This window comes from Emticicia fontis (genome assembly GCF_054779675.1).
The window spans coordinates 36,922-53,311 of record NZ_BAAGXU010000017.1; the positions used below are offsets into that span (position 1 = coordinate 36,922).

Here is a 16,390-nt window from a genome sequence, read left to right on the forward strand (position 1 = left end):
TAACCCTCAATTTTTAGATAAATAAAGGTTTTGCTGGCTTTCGTTTTCCTGCTAAATATAGCTTTCCTACTATTTATATTATTCTAATGAAAACTATCATTGAAATTCTTTTCTGGGTTTGTATAGGTCTGGTTTTTCACACTTATATAGGCTACGGTATTTTAGCATGGATATTTGTTAAAATCAGGACAACCATGGGTATTTCATTTCCTACCCCGGACGACCCAGCTTTTCAACCGAAAGTTACGCTTGCCATTCCTGCTTACAACGAAATGAGTTGTATTGAAGCTAAGGTAAAAAACTCTTTCAATCTTGACTACCCGGCAGATAAAATAGAAATTCTATTTGTGACGGAAGGCTCAAACGACGGCACTACAGAATATATAGAGTCTTTGATGCCCTCTTATCCGAATTTGAGAATCATTAGCGGCACTGAGCGTAGAGGTAAAATAGAAGCCATGAATATGGCTGTAAAAACTATCACTACACCTATTGTTATCTTTACAGATGCCAACACTACGCTGAATAAAGCCGTTATTAAAAATATCGTTCGTCATTTTAAAGATGAAAAGGTAGGTGCAGTGGCAGGCGAGAAGCGTATTCAGGTAGATGATAGCGAAGCTGCCGCAGGGGCAGGAGAGGGACTATACTGGAAGTATGAGTCTTTTCTGAAAAAACTGGATACTAAACTCTATTCGGTTGTAGGAGCAGCAGGTGAATTGTTTGCTGTAAGAACAAATCTGCACGGCACAGTTGAAAAAGACACTTTGTTGGATGATTTTATGATATCATTAAGAGTAGCGGCCGGTGGCTATCGGGTAATTTATGAGCCGGAAGCTTATGCCATTGAAAGACCGTCGTTTTCTATTCAGGATGAGATGAAACGAAAAGTCCGCATTGCCACAGGAGGTTTTCAATCTATAGCCCGCCTCGGATTCTTATGGAACATTTTTAAATATGGCTGGTTGTCTTTTCAATATGTATCTCACAGAGCCATGCGTTGGGCCGTAGCCCCTTTTTGCTTACCTCTTATTTTTGCGCTCAATCTGGCTCTGGTATTGATGGAAGATATGAGCCAACTCGTAACTTTGTATAAAGTATTATTGGTTGCACAAGTAGCTTTTTATGTATTAGCTATCGTAGGCTATTGGTTAGAAAATCAGAAAATCAGAATAAAACTGCTTTTTGTACCCTTTTACTTTTCATTCATGAATTATTGCGCAATCAAAGGCTATAACCGCTACCGCCAGGGAGTTTCCTCAGGTATCTGGGAAAAAGTGAAACGCGCACAATGATAAAAGATAATAATTTCCGATAAAAACAGTTACTAAAACATGAGTAGCTGTTTTTATTCAGAATTCTGTAAAGAAATACTATAAATTCGTTGATTGTACATCTATTTCTGTAATTGAATCAAGATTTTCCTCTTTTTACTGACCTCCTGCTGCCTTTTTAGACTCCGCTATTGAGTTGCTCAAAAAAATAATTAACAAAAAATTTAATTTTTAGTAAGTATTTCTTACGAAAATGAGATTGGGTATGATATTTGAGGAACTAGCTAATAGGCCCCCGGGCTTGTTTAATAACGATAGACAACGAACCCTCGTTTTTAAGAAAATGACGTGCTTTAAGAGACTTTTTACGGCGTTTACAGCTGTATTCATCTTTATTTATACCCAAGCAGAAGTACATGCCCAGGTCACTTCTGTTGATGCTACCTTAGCGAGAGCCTTTGCTACCGACGAACTATTACCATCTTTGATTGACGCTGCCTTAAAAAATTCGGGAGAAGTAAAAAAATTTGATAAGAGTATTCAATTGGCACAGGCCAACGTGAAAATAAATAAAAATTCTATTTTTAGTGCACTTGGTTTACAGGCAAGCTATGCATACGGAACCAATTATGCAGCTGTAGCAGATGCAACCTCAACAACCAATTTTAACAGGCTTACCACTACGCAAACAGGATTTTATAATTTGGGTGCAGGTATATCCTTGCCCATAACAACTGTTCTTAACAGAAAACATTTAGTGAAATCGGCACAGATGCAGGTGGAGGTCTTTGGACATGAAAAAGAATCAGCTACAATGGCTGTAAAGCAAGAGGTGATAAGAATGTATCAGGAGCTGAAATTATCGCAGAGATTATTGGCTATTAGCACAAACAATAAGCAATCATCACAATTGAATTATGATTTAGCTGAAAAAGAGTTTTTACAAGGGCAACTGACGGTTGATCAACTTTCAAGGGTGCTTGATATGAACAACAAGGCAAAAATAGAATATGAGCAAACAGTCAATTTGTTTCAGACTAATATTTTGCAATTAGAGACATTTACAGGAACAACTTTAGTGTCATTATTAAAGCGAGTAAAATGAGTTTTTTGCATTTCCTACATTTAATTTATAAAAATCTGAAGTGGCTGATATTAGTACCTATACTATTAGCCGCAACAATTTTTTATTTTACACGTAAGGAGAAAAAAGTATATTCTTCTGAATCAACTATTTATACGGGTATAGCATCAGGCTATAGCCTGAGCGGAGAAATTAAAGGTGACTTCTTTTCTACCAGCAATGCTTTTGATAACTTATTGACCCTTATCCAGTCAAGAGATACCAAGCAAGATGTGGCAATTTCGTTGCTGGCCGAACACTTATCCTTAAAGAAACATGACCCGGAAATAATGACTTGGCTAGCTTATGATGAATTGAGCAAACAAATTCCGGATAGTGTAAGAAAAATCATAGTAAAGCCAACCTTGCCCGAAACACGTGCTGCGATTATCAAATTGATGCAGAGTAGCGACGATAACATCATTTATGAGCTTTTGAATTCGAAGGAAGCCTATTATTCTTTAGATGCTTTAAATAAAATTGAGTCTAGCCGTATTAATTCCAGTGATTTGGTAAAATTATCTTACGAAACCAACGACCCCTTTATCTGTAAAAGGACATTGGAGTTGCTGGAAAGTATTTTCATGGAAAAATACAAAACAATTAAAGGAGGGCAGACTACTTCGGTAGTAGACTATTTCGAGACACAAACCAGAAAAGCATTTGTTAAGCTTGATTCAGTAGAAAAACTCTTTCTGGATTTTAATAAAAACAACGACATCATCAACTACTATGAGCAAACCAAAGCTGTAGCAGGCGAAAGAGAAGATTTATACGCGCAGAACCATGCCTTGGAAATGGACGAACTGGCCTCCAGTAAATCGCTGGATAAAGTAAATGAAAGTATTAAAAACCGTGCATACCAATCTATTTATGGTAGCGAAATAATAGACGAGCGTCAGAAACTTTCAGATGTTTACACTAAGATTGCCAATAGTGAAATTGTCAATAAAGATGGATCGAATAAAAAAGAACTGGATAGCTTAAGAAGCCTGGCCACAGTTTATGAGGGTAATATTAAAAAATCTCTCAATAGCTTAAACCAGGAGTCCAATACACCTAATGGGATTCCAACAAAGAACGTGATGGATGAGTGGCTAAAGACTACACTTGCTTTCGAACAAAGCAAGGCGAAGCTGGCTGTTATGGACAAACGCAAGAAAGAATTTACGGAAGAATACCGGAAATTTGCTCCGTTAGGTGCCATTCTGAAAAAGATTGAGAGACAAATCAACGTATCTGAGCAAGAATATCTACAATTATTGCACGACCTCAATCAGGCAAAACTTTCGCAGCAAAATACCGAACTTACATCCAAACTAGATGTAGTTGACCCACCTTTTCTGCCGTTAAAGCCAAACCCATCAAAGCGTATTATTTTGGTGATAGTCGGATTTCTCGTTGGTTTTGTACTGGTCTTGGCGGTAGTAATTGGAAGAGCATTTGTGAATAAAACGCTACTGGAACCAGGCCGGGCTAAGAAGATGGTGAATCTTCCTCTCTTAGGTATCTACCCATTGCTTAATGATAATTCGAGTTTTTTAAGACAAGCCGATTTAAGATTATTGCAACACGTGCTTGCAAAAATAGATGGACGTCAGGATACTATTTATCTGGGTTTTATCAGCACACAAAAGGGCGAAGGTAAAAGCACTATAATAGATATATTAGAAAGGCAGCTGTTAGACCTGAATTACCATGTGGAAAGACAATTGCTATTATCTAATACTGAATACCGCCAGCTAGGTATTACTATGCCACTAAGCTTAGCCGCACACCAATTAGAATGGGCTAGCGAACAGGAAATCATCAGACAGCATGAAGTTGTTGAATTAATGAAAATACCTGGTGGTGAGCTGGTAAGAAAGAAAGAAAAAGATTTTGTATTGGTAGAGTTTCCGGCTTTAGACAAAATGGTTATAAAACCCGGTCTTTTTCCGCCACTCAATCATTCTATTCTGATTTGTAGAGCCAATCGTATCTGGGATTCGAAAGACAAGGAAATGGTTTCGATTTTTACCCAGACCACCGGTAGTCAGCCAATGTTTATTCTGAATGGAGTAGAAACCGATTTTGCCGAAGAATATATAGGCGAGGTACCCAAGAAGCGTAATGCGCTAAGGTCTTTTATCAAGAAAGTAGTGAAGTTTGAATTTGGTAATAGAAAAACAGTTTATCGGGGATAAGTATTTTTTTGCGAATGGAAGGCAATACTTTTTATAGTACTAACCGGAACATCATCAAGAATATTTGGTTGATACCAATTGTTCTGATGACGATTGCTTGCGGTTGGCTGATCGCCAAAAAAGGTATTGCTATTGGCGTGATTTTTATCGTATTGCCCTTTATCATAGGCTTTGTTACATTAGTGTTTCTGAAACCGCGCGTAGGCATATATACTTACATTGTATATGTTTTTGTAATGCCTACCATAGGTAAACATATTCCAGGCTTACAGGTTGGGTTAGGTACTGATGGAATACTACTATTGACGCTGTTTGCTATATTATTTTTCAGGAGCGACAAGTTTAAATTCAGATATGTTAATAATGATTTGTTCTGGACAGCCGTAGTATGGTTTGTAATCACCATATTGCAATTAGGTAATCCCGAAAGACCAAGTGTGCTGGGGTGGGTGTATGAAATGCGTTCAGCAACTTTATACTGGATATTAACTATTCCATTGTCTATTTTACTTTTTTATAAGAAGTCAGACATCAATACCTTTTTCACCATCATCATTGTACTCTCTTTTATTGGAGCAGTATATGGGGTAAAACAAATGAAAATGGGACCAGATGCTGCCGAAAACAGATGGCTGGAAGAAGGGCCTAAGAAAACACATATTTTATTCGGTAAACTTCGAGTTTTCTCATACTATTCTGATGCCGCACAGTTTGGAGCTTCACAGGCACATATAGCCATTATGTGTATTATTCTGGCAGTTGGACCTCATTCTAAGAAAAAGAAACTTACCTATCTGATTGCCGGATTGGTAATTATGTATGGTATGATTATTTCAGGCACGAGAGGTGCCTTATTTGGCCTGGTAGGAGGGGGCTTCATGTTTCTGGTACTGAGTAAGCAGGTAAAAATTCTGCTTTTAGGTGCTATAGTGGGTGGAGGAGCTTTAGGAGTTCTGAAATATACCACCATAGGTAATCAAAACGCCGAAATCAGACGTTTGCGCACATCATTAGACCCGAAGGACCCTTCGTTACAGGTACGTTTTATTAATCAGCAGATATTGGCTAATTATATAAAAAATAAGCCTTTCGGAGCAGGAGTAGGAACGATGGGTACATGGGGAACTACCTATAATAAGAATAAATATATTTCTACCATACCGCCAGACAGCCTTTATGTAAAAATATGGGGGATGTATGGTATTGTAGGCTTCCTGATATGGTTCGGAATGATGATGTATATTCTGGGCAAAAGCGCGGGAATTATCTGGAAAACCAGAGATCCTGTACTCAAAAACCAGTTGGCATCACTCTGTTCAGGGGTGGCCGGGATTTTGCTTTGTAGCTATGGTAACGAAGTATTAAATGCGATGCCATCAGAAGCTGTAGTTTACATTAGTCTGGCTTTTATATGGTTAAGCCCTAGATGGGACACCCCAGAACCTAAAGTAATAGAAGTAAAGGAAAATGAAGAATCGGTTTATTCCTGATGATAATAAGACTGGTTTAAACAATTAAGCATAATTTGACCTGTAATCACTTTTGTGTAAAACCCGATAATACGATGAATGTACTATACCTCTTATTAACCATTGTTCTCTACATTATTCTCGTCTACTTGTTTATACAGGTGGCATATCTGCTGTTTTATTCTATTGCAGGCAAACTGGCTTCAAAAGAAGAATTTGCAGAAGCCAAAACGCTCAGAAAAATCAGAATCTTTATTCCGGGTTATAAAGAAGACGCTGTCATTATTAATACAGCCAAAGATGCTATTCTGCAAGATTATCCAAAAGATAAATATGAAGTGGTAATTATCGCCGACTCTTTCAGCGAAGCTACTTTAACTACCCTCAAAACACTTCCTATTAAAATAGTAGAAGTAAGTTTTGAGAAAAGTACCAAGGGAAAAGCTTTGGAGAAAGCCGTTGAGGCAACTGCCAACTCGCCTGTTGATATAGTTTTGATTCTGGATGCTGATAACCATATGTCACCTGGTTTCTTGCATGCAGTTAACAATGCATTTGAAAAAGGGTATATGGTAGTGCAAGGACACAGAACAGCCAAAGATTTTAAAACGCCATTTGCCTTATTAGATGCTTGTACCGAAGAAATTAACAACCACATTTTCCGAAGAGGCCATGTGGCCGTAGGTTTACCGTCAGCCCTGATTGGTAGTGGTATGGCATTTCAATGGGATTTCTTTGTGTCGTTGCTTCATAATATCGGCGATACATCGGGTGAAGATAAAGAAATGGAATACCGGATTATCAGACAAGGCAAAGACATCGCTTTTCTGGATGGGAGATATGTATATGACGAAAAAGTAGCTAAAACTGATGTTTTCAGTAAGCAAAGAAGCCGCTGGATAGCCATGCAGATTGAGTTTTTTGAGAAGTATTTTGTAGAAGGCTGGGTGCAATTGTTCAAAGGAAATGTGGCTTTTTTCGATAAAGTTTTTCAAACGTATCTCTTACCGAGGGTGATGCTGGTAGCAGTTGTTAGCCTTTGGTTAGTGTTGACAATATTCTTTTTTAAAGAGTTTTTATACGTCACAATTGGAATGTTTTTTGCTCTGGTTTTAGCATTATTGATGGGTATTCCTGGCAAATGGTATAATAAAAAATTGCTTATGGCATTCTTACAGATACCAAGTGCTTTGTTCTCGATGCTGAAAGCCATGTTGCATATCGGTAAAGCCCGTAAACAATTTATTCATACACCACACGGTGAGTCTTAACATCTAAAATATACTACTATGCCTTGGGATATTATTGGAGTAACCGCGGTGATATGCCTACTCTGGGGTTTTTTCAAAGGTCTGAAACTTAAAAGCAAGCGCTATGTCAAAAGAAGTTGATGCATATATCCTGATTGCACAGCAGGAATGGGAGCTAAACTTAGGTAGTAATGCCCGGAACTTAGCTGCTGAAATCAGCAAGACTATACCTGTGATGTATGTAAATCCGGATACTAATATTAAATCTCTTATTAGTAGAATCGGTACTCCTTATGGTCGTAAACGCTCGAAGCTGGCATTAGGAATTGGTGAAAACACTGAAAAAATTGCAGATAAACTTTGGTTGCATACACCCCAGAATCTAAGCACTTCGATTAATTTTCTAAAAAACTTTAAGCTATACGATATTCTGAACAGAAGAAATGCTAAAGGTTTTTTTGATGATTTAAAAGAGGCAGTAAAAAGATTGGGCTGGAGGCCTGAAAGATGTATTGTTCTGAACGATAGCCAGATGTTTGCCGGACCTTTCGTCAAAGAGTTTTTTGGCCCATTATTGAGCTTTTATTATATAAGAGATAACCTGGTTGAACAAGCCTATTTCAAATTCCATGGCCCTCGCATAGAACCTATTACGCTTAAAGAAGCTGATGCTGTTTTTGGTAATTCGGCTTATTTGACTGATTATAGCTTAAAATATAATCCAAGAAGTTTAGATATAGGGCAGGGGTGTGAAACAGATATTTATGATGCCTTTTCAGAAAAAACCGAACCAGCTGATTTAGCCTCAATTGAGCATCCAAGAATTGGCTATGTAGGGTTTCTGACTCACGAGCGATTAGATATTCAATTGTTAGAACAAATTGCCGAAGCAAGAAAAGACTGGCAGATTGTATTGATAGGGCCAGAAGATCCGGTTTTTGAAAAAAGCCGATTGCATGAAATTCCGAATGTGCATTTTCTTGGGTCTAAGAAAACAACAGAATTACCTGCCTATATGCACTATATGGATGTATGTATGAATCCACAGGTGATTAATGGTTTAACTATGGGTAATTATCCCAGAAAAATTGATGAGTATTTATCAATGGGTAAACCAACAGTAGCTACTGAGACACTTGCAATGAAGATGTTTTTGCCTCACGTAGAGCTTGCCGTTGGCCTTGAGGGTTATCTCAAAGCCATAGAAAAAGCCTTGCAACTGCAAACGCATGAACAGAAATTAGGAGCTATTGACTGCGCTAAAAGTCATACATGGGAAGCCTGCGTAGAGAAAATTTATGCAGTACAAGGCCAATTATTAAACGAAAAAGACCCAAATCACCTTAAAAGCCTTTCGTCGCTGTAATCAATCGCATGAATTTAAAGAATATTATATCTAAACTGCGTAACAGACATTTTTTGTCCTTGTTTGGCAATGGAGCAATGGCTGTTCTTGGAATGGTGCTTGCTGGTATTTTATTCAGATTTATGCCCTCCGATGACCTCGGGTATTGGTTTTTTTTTCAATCGGTATTTGTGCTGTTAGATACATTCAGAAGCGGTTGTTTGCAGGTGGCCTTGATAAAGTTTTATACAGGTGCAGAAAAAGAGAAAGCAGAGGCAGTGCTGGGTTCGGTCTGGTATCTGGGAATTGTCATTACTGCTGTGATGGTAGTGCTAAATTTATTAGCTCTTCCTTTTTTACAATTTATCGATAACCCCGGTATATCTATTACGGTTCAATGGTTTGGTATTACTTTTCTTTGCAGCTTGCCTTCAAATATTGCTATGTGGGTATTACAGGCTGAGCAACGATTTGATAAACTATTGATTTTACGGGTAATTAATCAGGGGTTGTTTATTGTCACAGTTTTGGCAATGATTATATTTCATGAACTGAAACTGGACAAAATATTAATAATAAATGCGGCGTGTGTATTGGTAGTGAGTATTTATAGCTTAATAAAAGGATGGACGCATTTAGACACCTTTAAGAAGCGAACAAAAGAATCAATCAACGAATTGTTCCATTTTGGTAAATATAGTGTCGGCACTACTATTAGCGCTAACTTGTTGCGTAGTTCTGATACTTTCATCATTATGATTGTATTGGGTACAGCAGGACCTGCAGCAGTAGCAATGTATAATATTCCGATGCGCCTGATGGAGGTTATAGAAATACCTCTCCGGAGCTTTCTGGCAACGGGGATGCCTTCTATGTCAGAGGCATTTAATAAAAATAACAAGAAAGAGGTAGTAAATATCATGCAGAAATATGGCGGCTTGCTTACGATTTGCCTGATACCTATCTGTTTAATAGCAATTCTATTAGCGGATCTGGCGATTGGGATCCTCGGAGGCGGTAAGTATATAGATACGCAAGCGGTAACAGTTTATCGTATTTTTATGTCTTTTGCAATGTTTTACCCGCTTGACCGATTCATGGGTGTTACCTTAGATATAATTCATCAACCACAAATCAATTTTTATAAAGTATTATTAATGTTATCGACCAATATTGCCTTTGACTTTTTAGGGTTGTATATATTTAAGGATATTATTGGTACGGCAATTGCTACTTTCTTTACATTTTCAGCTGGTATTATTTTTGGATATATCTGGCTGAAAAAATATCTTGACTTTACGCTATTGGGTTTTTTTACAACTGGGTTTAATGAAATCAAACAATTATACAGTCAGGTCTTTTTAAAAAACAAGGCTGCTTAACAATTACCTATGAAAATAGCCCATTTAATATTGACTCATGCTACTAACCCCAATCAATTAAAAAGATTGATAGAAAGTTTAACGCATCCTGATGCAGATTTTTATATCCACGTAGACTTAAAGACTGATGTTGAACCCTTACTGCCACTGGCGAGTAATCATGTTTTCTTTATTCACAACCGTATAAAAGTATATTGGGGGGCGTATAGTATTGTTCAGGCTACTGTAAATAGTTTTTATGAAATTCTGGCTTCGCGCAAAAAATACGATTATGTGAACCTGTTGAGTGGGCAGGATTATCCTTTAAAAAATGTAGAATTCATTCATGATTTTTTTGCCCATAACCCCGACAAGGCTTTTATGGATGCCTTATTGATAGATTCTGAATGGCAGGAGGCTTTGCCAAGATTAAGGAAATATCATTTTGTGAATTTCCATTTCAGCGGTAGATATGCACTTGAAAAAACCTTGAATCTCCTTGCTCCACAACGCAAGATGCCTGACAATCTGATTCCTGTGGGGCGATCTCAATGGTTTACTATGACATTAAAACATATTAAATACATTGTTGAGTATTTACAGAAACATACGGATGTTCAGAAGTTTTTTGAGCTGACATGGGGAGCTGATGAAATTATATTCCAGACAATTCTCTATAACTCTCCTTATAGAGAAGATATTGTAAATGATAGTATGCGATACATTGACTGGTCGGAAGGAAAAGCTAGTCCAAAGACTTTTACGATGAAGGATTTCCAGGCATTGGTAGATTCGGGAAAACTGTTTGCCAGAAAATTCAATTTTGAGGTATCTACTGAATTATTAGACGAATTAGATAAAGAGAAGAGAAAATATAAAGAATTGCACTAAAATCGGTCTAACTTTTCAATATTTCATTATAAATACCCACCATTTTTTCAGTAGTCTGTTTCCACGAGAATAGCTTAACTCTCTCAAGACCATAAGCTATTACTTTTGCTCTCATTTCGGTATCGTTTAATAACTTTATTATTTTTTCGGCAATTTCTTCTGGTTGAGTTGGGTCTACCAAAACAGCCCCGCTTCCGGCTATTTCGGGCATAGCAGAAGTATTGCTGGTGATAACAGGTATACCGCACTGCATAGCTTCTAATATCGGAATCCCGAAACTTTCTCTCAATGAAGGATACAAAAATAATTCAGCTAATTGGTAGAGTTTGGGTAGCTCTTGGTTATTAACATATCCAATAAGTCTGATATGTTTGATCAGATGCTCTTGGTTTTGTTCTTTTAATATAGGTAATAGATGATCAATACTAAAATCAGTAATAACCAAAGTGAAATCTAATTGCTTTCGTTGGAAGAGTAGGCCTAAGGTCTTGATTACGTTGGGTAAATTCTTTTTTGGGTCTGTATTTCCTAAAAACAATACAAATCGCTCAGGCAGTTTCATTCGTTGTTTGAAATCTTCTAGCTCAGTTGTGCTATATTCGTTGCTAAAATGATTGCTGCAAGCATTATATACAGTTCTTACTTTCTCTTGTGGTAAATTTAGCTTTTCAATAATCCGGGTACGTTCGTAATCACTTACCGTAACAATTAAAGCTGCTTTTTTAGCTATTTCCGGTACATTCCAACGTCGATAAATACTACCAAGTTTCTGGTAAAAAACACTATTACTCCTCACTTGCTTCTCTAAATAGATAATATCATGAATAGTAACTACCAATGGCACATCTACGTTGATAGGCGCAGTATTGCTTGTGCAATGCAGCAAGTCTAGTTTATCTTTTTTGATTTCTTTGGGTAAAATGTATTGCTCCCAGATAGGATATAAAGCCTTACCCGTTAACTTTACTTTTACATTCCTCGTAGAATGAAGGGTATCTGTATCTTTATAAGGCTGAGCGTAAGCAAAATATTCGTGAGAAGTTTCTATTTGCTGCAATTGACGTAGTATTTCAAGTATGACAATGTCCATGCCATGCTTTTTCTGTCGGAAAATTCTTTGAGCTTCTATTCCTATACGCATCTCGTTCGCAAAGTAAACTTGTGTAGATATAAAAACAAAACATACTCAAAAGTTCCTTAAAGATAGCGCTAATTCCGGGCTATCTGCCGATAAACTTATTTATCATGAATATCTTTTGAGCTATTGCTGAAATTCCAGGCGAAACCCTGCCAGAAAGCTTTCAGGTGCGGCCAGTCGCGTTTGAGTAGATACCCCAACATATTTTTAGGTACAGCTATAAAGAAATAATAAATAAACATCAGAAATCTTTGGAGCCCGAATGTATTGCGGCGTAAATAAAGTAGCCTGTTACGGCTATAATAGTAGGTTTTTAAGGTTGAGCCCTTCCCTGTACTCATCGATTCTTTATGCCAGACTCTGCTTTTAGGCTCATACCAGATGGTATAACCTGCGCGCTTAAAACGCTCACAATAATCCATTTCTTCGTAATACAAAAAGAAAAGCTCGGCCATCAGGCCAACTTTTTCGAATGCCTCTCTCGAATACATCATAGCGGCACCATGTGCCCTTGAAGTTGGACGGGCTACATCATGTTGCCCCTGGTCTTTTTCAAAATGCCCGATTGAAAACCCACGGCCTGTAATAGGATTAATGGGTAGAAATCCGGCAAACTGAATCGTATCAGGTTCATCGAAATACAATAATTTCGGACAAACAATCCCAATCGTTTTATCACTTTCCATGCGGTCGACCAGCGGTTCTAAAAATCCCGGATCAACTTCTGTATCATTATTCAATAGAAAAAAGTAATCACCTGTGGCTATTTCCATGCCACGATTATTGCCTCCTGCAAAACCTAAGTTAGCGCCTGTTTCAAGATATTTAATCCATGGAAAGTCAATAGGCAACTGGTGCCCCGGCTCCTTGTTACTGTTATCAACCACAACAACTTCAATTGAAGGATAGGTGATTTTCTCCAACGAACGAAGTAATTCGGCAGTTACAGCAGTACCATTAAAATTGACAGTGATAATTGAAACCTTAGGTGTTTTGCTTGGCATAAAAGATTAAACGTAAATGTTCTATCCTTAAATGTTTATCTGATATTGCCATTTATCCAATTCGATAAATGGCAATAAATTCTTCAATATGAATGCTAAATTATATAAAAAGAAGCAGTCTTAAACGTTCTCCGATTGCAGTAACGCCGGGAATGTCATAAAGAAAATTTTCATATCATATTTGAATGAGAAGTTTCTGGCATATTCAATATCCAACTGAATTCGTTCTTCTTCGGTCATGTCTTTCTTGCCTTTTCCTCTTTTGGTTACCTGCCATAATCCGGTCAAACCTCCGGGGCCAGCAAAACGTTCTATATATTCGTCAGTGGTTAGTTTTTCAGCCTCATATAAAGGTAGAGGGCGGTTACCTACCAACGACATATCTCCTAAGAAAATATTAAATAATTGTGGCAATTCATCAATACTGCTATTACGTAAGAATTTCCCTAGTCTGGTGATACGCGGATCATTCTGGAACTTCATGAAAGCTACTTTTTCCTTTTTCTCTGTCAGGTACATTTTTTCACAAACTATTTCACCATCCAGATATAATTGTTGCTGGCAAGTGCCTATGCTTGCACAGGTATCGCACAGACCAGTTGCCTGTTTGGTTTCTGTATTTTTGGTATACATATTCAGCGAACCCATATTTTTAATCAATTGGTCGGCATTGGTTCGCATCGTACGGAATTTGTAAATACTGAAAATTTTATATCCGGCACCTACACGTTTAGACAGATAAATAACAGGCCCTTTCGAATCAAGTTTGATTAAAATGGCCACGATAATTAAAATCGGAGACAGCAATAATAGGGCTAGTCCTGTGGTACTAACATCAATAAATCTTTTCCAAAGCGGAATCTTTACATCTAGGATACTGGCTTTGGTTTGTTGCATAGCTTTATAATGGCGCCGCTTGATGAAATAATCAAGGCGGGTAATTAAATCGCCGCTGCTGAAATCGCTAGGATAAATATCATCACCCCCCTTTTCATGAATTTCCTTCAGTAATCCATGCGTGATATGGTCGCTGGTAATAATTACCGGAAGTGTCCTTGTCCAGGCCTCAGCGCGAATGGTTTCAAGGAATTTTATCCCACCGCTACTTCTGCTAATCACAATCGCATCGGGTGGATAAGTATTTTTTAAGTAGTCAAGACAACTCTCAGGGCTCTCCATCACTTTAATGTGAATTTTCTCTCCGAATTTCTTTACGAAATCCACCACAGCCTTGTCATCTCTTTCTACTAAAATTATTTTAATCGGGAGTTTCTCTTCGTCCGTAAGTGTCGTAGAATTTGGTAAAGTATTATTCATATAGGAATGATGAGTTAATATGAATCAACTATAGATTTTGGTTTAACACGTCTTAAAATCGCTTTAATTTTGGCGTGAACTTCCATTGGATTGAATGGTTTCAACATAAAGTCGTCGGCACCAATATTCAGGCATTCAATTCGTTCTTTACTTTCGTCAGTACCTGAAAGTATAATGATTGGTAGTTCTGAATATAGATTGCTTGCTCTGATTACTTTAGTAAATTCTTTCCCGTTCAGATTTGGCATATTCAAATCCGCAATGATAAAGTCGGTATCATTTCCGGCTTCAAGCCAGCTCATACCTTCCATTCCATCATTTTTGGCTGTTACTTCAAATTCTTTATTCAGGAAGTGCTCTAAAACTTTTCTAATACTTGCCTCATCATCAATTATCAGAAGTTTTAATTTTTTGTTCATCGTTATTATTTTTTGAGAATATGTTAGACAAGCTTACCAATGACTGGCTTTAATATATTGAATGAAAAAGAACCGCCCTTATTGGGTATAAAAACAGATTTTGGCTCTTGATCCTAGACAGATAATCAGAATTACCAGAATTATTGTTTGCTAAGGGTACAGTTTTTAAATAAAATGACCTTTCAATCAGTAAATTATATAGCAATTATTTTGCCAAAATACCTGATAAGAGTCTTTTTTTAAGCAGTAAACAGATGGGTTTTAGGGGCTCATTACCCCGCTCAGTAAAGAATAAAATTTTTTCTATAAATATACCATATTACTGTAATTTGTGCAATTCATCATAAATCTTTTCAACCTCACGTGTCATCCGCAAAATATTGTAATCTTTCTCAACTGTTAACCGGGCTTCTTTGCTCAATTTATCTCTTAAAGCTTTATCATGGGCTAGTCTTATGAGGGCATTTGCTAATTCGTCCGGATTCATTACTGGTACCAATAGACCGTTTTTCTGATGCACAATTACTTCTTTGGTACCATCAATGGCAGTAGCCACCACTGCTTTTGCCATAGCCATAGCCTCTAATAAGGCTATCGGTAAGCCTTCCCATAATGACGGTAAGCAGAAAATATCAATGCCGTGGAGCACATCCGGTATATCTTGTCTGAATTTTTCAAAAATTACTCTAGAGTTGATTCCCAATTCATCTGCCATTTTCAACACTGCTTCTTTACTATCTCCATCGCCTATAATCAGGAATTTTAGTTTACTATCTGCCGGAATCTTCGCTATCGCTTTTAAAAGCGTAAAAGGGTCTTTCTGAGAGGTCATGCGGGCAATAAATCCAACCAGAACCTCGTCTTCCTTTATATCAAATTCCTTCCTTATATCTTTAAATGATTGAGTCAGATTAAATTTATCCAGATTAATGCCGTTGGTAATCACTGTGGCATTTTTCATATTAAACCGTTTGGCTCCATCTTCATAGTTACTATTGGATACACAAATGGTTTTGGTAGCATTTTTTACCAGAAACTTTTCTCCGAATGTCCGTACACTTTTTACCAGAAAATTCTGGTCGTTATGAAAAGACCAGCCATGAACCGTATACAAGAGAGGAATACCCAATTTTTTGGCAGCCGAAAAAGTATTAGAATTGGCTCTGGTGCCATGCGCGTGTACTATTTCAATTTTCTCTTCTTCCAGAATATCTTTTACTTTACCCCAGACAGACCTGTCAAAGGGTTTTTCGGTATAAATTACATGGGTTTTTACACCCATCGCTTTCATCTTATCTACCATCGGGCCTTCTGTAAACGAAAGCACGATAGATTCATATTTATCTTTATTAAGTGTGCTCACTAAATCAAGCACATGGGTTTCACCGCCACCTATTTTCCCTTGTCTGATTGTTTGTAGAATTCTGATTTTATGATTTTCTGGCATGTTTGGTGACTATAAATAAAGGTAAGTATATATTAAGCAAAGATTTATGCACAAACGTAATGCCAAGTTCGACGAATAATTTTATAAAGTTATCAAGTGGAACATTAAAATTTTACTAGTTAAAAGAACAGTTGAATTGAAGAGGGTTTTATATAGTAGATAAATT

The 16,390-nt window shown here is 37.3% G+C and carries 13 protein-coding genes; 8 read left to right on the top strand and 5 right to left on the bottom strand.

All coding sequences use genetic code 11. The features are described 5' to 3' along the window. Nucleotides 1–86: 86 nt before the first annotated feature. The 8 genes from ACYVFA_RS09740 (at nucleotide 87) to ACYVFA_RS09775 (ending at nucleotide 10,899) form a co-directional block, all read left to right on the top strand. Nucleotides 87–1,295, top strand: a complete 1,209-nt coding sequence (locus tag ACYVFA_RS09740; RefSeq protein WP_460471634.1) for a glycosyltransferase family 2 protein — start codon at nucleotides 87–89, stop codon at nucleotides 1,293–1,295. A gap of 322 nt (nucleotides 1,296–1,617) precedes the next feature. Continuing rightward, nucleotides 1,618–2,379 carry a TolC family protein gene (locus ACYVFA_RS09745; RefSeq protein WP_460471635.1) on the top strand — a complete coding sequence of 254 codons (762 nt, stop codon included), beginning with the start codon at nucleotides 1,618–1,620 and terminating at the stop codon, nucleotides 2,377–2,379. Beyond that, nucleotides 2,376–4,583, top strand: a complete 2,208-nt coding sequence (locus tag ACYVFA_RS09750) for a GumC family protein (RefSeq protein ID WP_460471636.1) — start codon at nucleotides 2,376–2,378, stop codon at nucleotides 4,581–4,583. The genes ACYVFA_RS09745 and ACYVFA_RS09750 overlap by 4 nt, the downstream gene beginning before the upstream one ends. Nucleotides 4,584–4,597: 14 nt before the next feature. After that, complete coding sequence (locus tag ACYVFA_RS09755) at nucleotides 4,598–6,073, top strand: O-antigen ligase family protein (protein WP_460471637.1); 1,476 nt, start codon at nucleotides 4,598–4,600, stop codon at nucleotides 6,071–6,073. A 74-nt stretch (nucleotides 6,074–6,147) separates the two neighbouring features. Beyond that, nucleotides 6,148–7,323, top strand: coding sequence for a glycosyltransferase family 2 protein (locus tag ACYVFA_RS09760; RefSeq protein ID WP_460471638.1), 1,176 nt, complete (start codon nucleotides 6,148–6,150; stop codon nucleotides 7,321–7,323). Nucleotides 7,324–7,426: 103 nt separating this feature from the next. After that, entirely contained in the window at nucleotides 7,427–8,668 is a 1,242-nt protein-coding gene (locus tag ACYVFA_RS09765) for a glycosyltransferase family protein (RefSeq protein WP_460471639.1), read from the top strand. Between the two features lie 8 nt (nucleotides 8,669–8,676). Continuing rightward, nucleotides 8,677–10,029 (top strand): oligosaccharide flippase family protein, encoded by a 1,353-nt coding sequence (locus tag ACYVFA_RS09770; RefSeq protein ID WP_460471640.1) that lies wholly within the window; start codon nucleotides 8,677–8,679, stop codon nucleotides 10,027–10,029. A gap of 9 nt (nucleotides 10,030–10,038) precedes the next feature. Continuing rightward, a complete protein-coding gene (locus ACYVFA_RS09775; RefSeq protein WP_460471641.1) occupies nucleotides 10,039–10,899 on the top strand; it encodes a core-2/I-branching beta-1,6-N-acetylglucosaminyltransferase family protein in 861 nt (286 codons plus the stop codon). A 7-nt stretch (nucleotides 10,900–10,906) separates the two neighbouring features. Here the strand turns inward: ACYVFA_RS09775 and ACYVFA_RS09780 are convergent, their stop codons facing one another. The 5 genes from ACYVFA_RS09780 to ACYVFA_RS09800 form a co-directional block, all read right to left on the bottom strand. Then, complete coding sequence (locus tag ACYVFA_RS09780; protein ID WP_460471642.1) at nucleotides 10,907–12,040, bottom strand: glycosyltransferase family 4 protein; 1,134 nt, start codon at nucleotides 12,038–12,040, stop codon at nucleotides 10,907–10,909. Between the two features lie 95 nt (nucleotides 12,041–12,135). Continuing rightward, nucleotides 12,136–13,041, bottom strand: coding sequence for a glycosyltransferase family 2 protein (locus ACYVFA_RS09785; protein WP_460471643.1), 906 nt, complete (start codon nucleotides 13,039–13,041; stop codon nucleotides 12,136–12,138). A gap of 120 nt (nucleotides 13,042–13,161) precedes the next feature. After that, on the bottom strand, nucleotides 13,162–14,358 hold the full coding sequence (locus ACYVFA_RS09790) for a sugar transferase (protein WP_460471644.1): 1,197 nt from the start codon (nucleotides 14,356–14,358) through the stop codon (nucleotides 13,162–13,164). 14 nt (nucleotides 14,359–14,372) lie between these two features. Further along, nucleotides 14,373–14,777 carry a response regulator transcription factor gene (locus tag ACYVFA_RS09795; protein ID WP_460471645.1) on the bottom strand — a complete coding sequence of 135 codons (405 nt, stop codon included), beginning with the start codon at nucleotides 14,775–14,777 and terminating at the stop codon, nucleotides 14,373–14,375. 319 nt (nucleotides 14,778–15,096) lie between these two features. Beyond that, nucleotides 15,097–16,224 (bottom strand): glycosyltransferase family protein, encoded by a 1,128-nt coding sequence (locus tag ACYVFA_RS09800; RefSeq protein WP_460471646.1) that lies wholly within the window; start codon nucleotides 16,222–16,224, stop codon nucleotides 15,097–15,099. Nucleotides 16,225–16,390 lie beyond the last annotated feature (166 nt).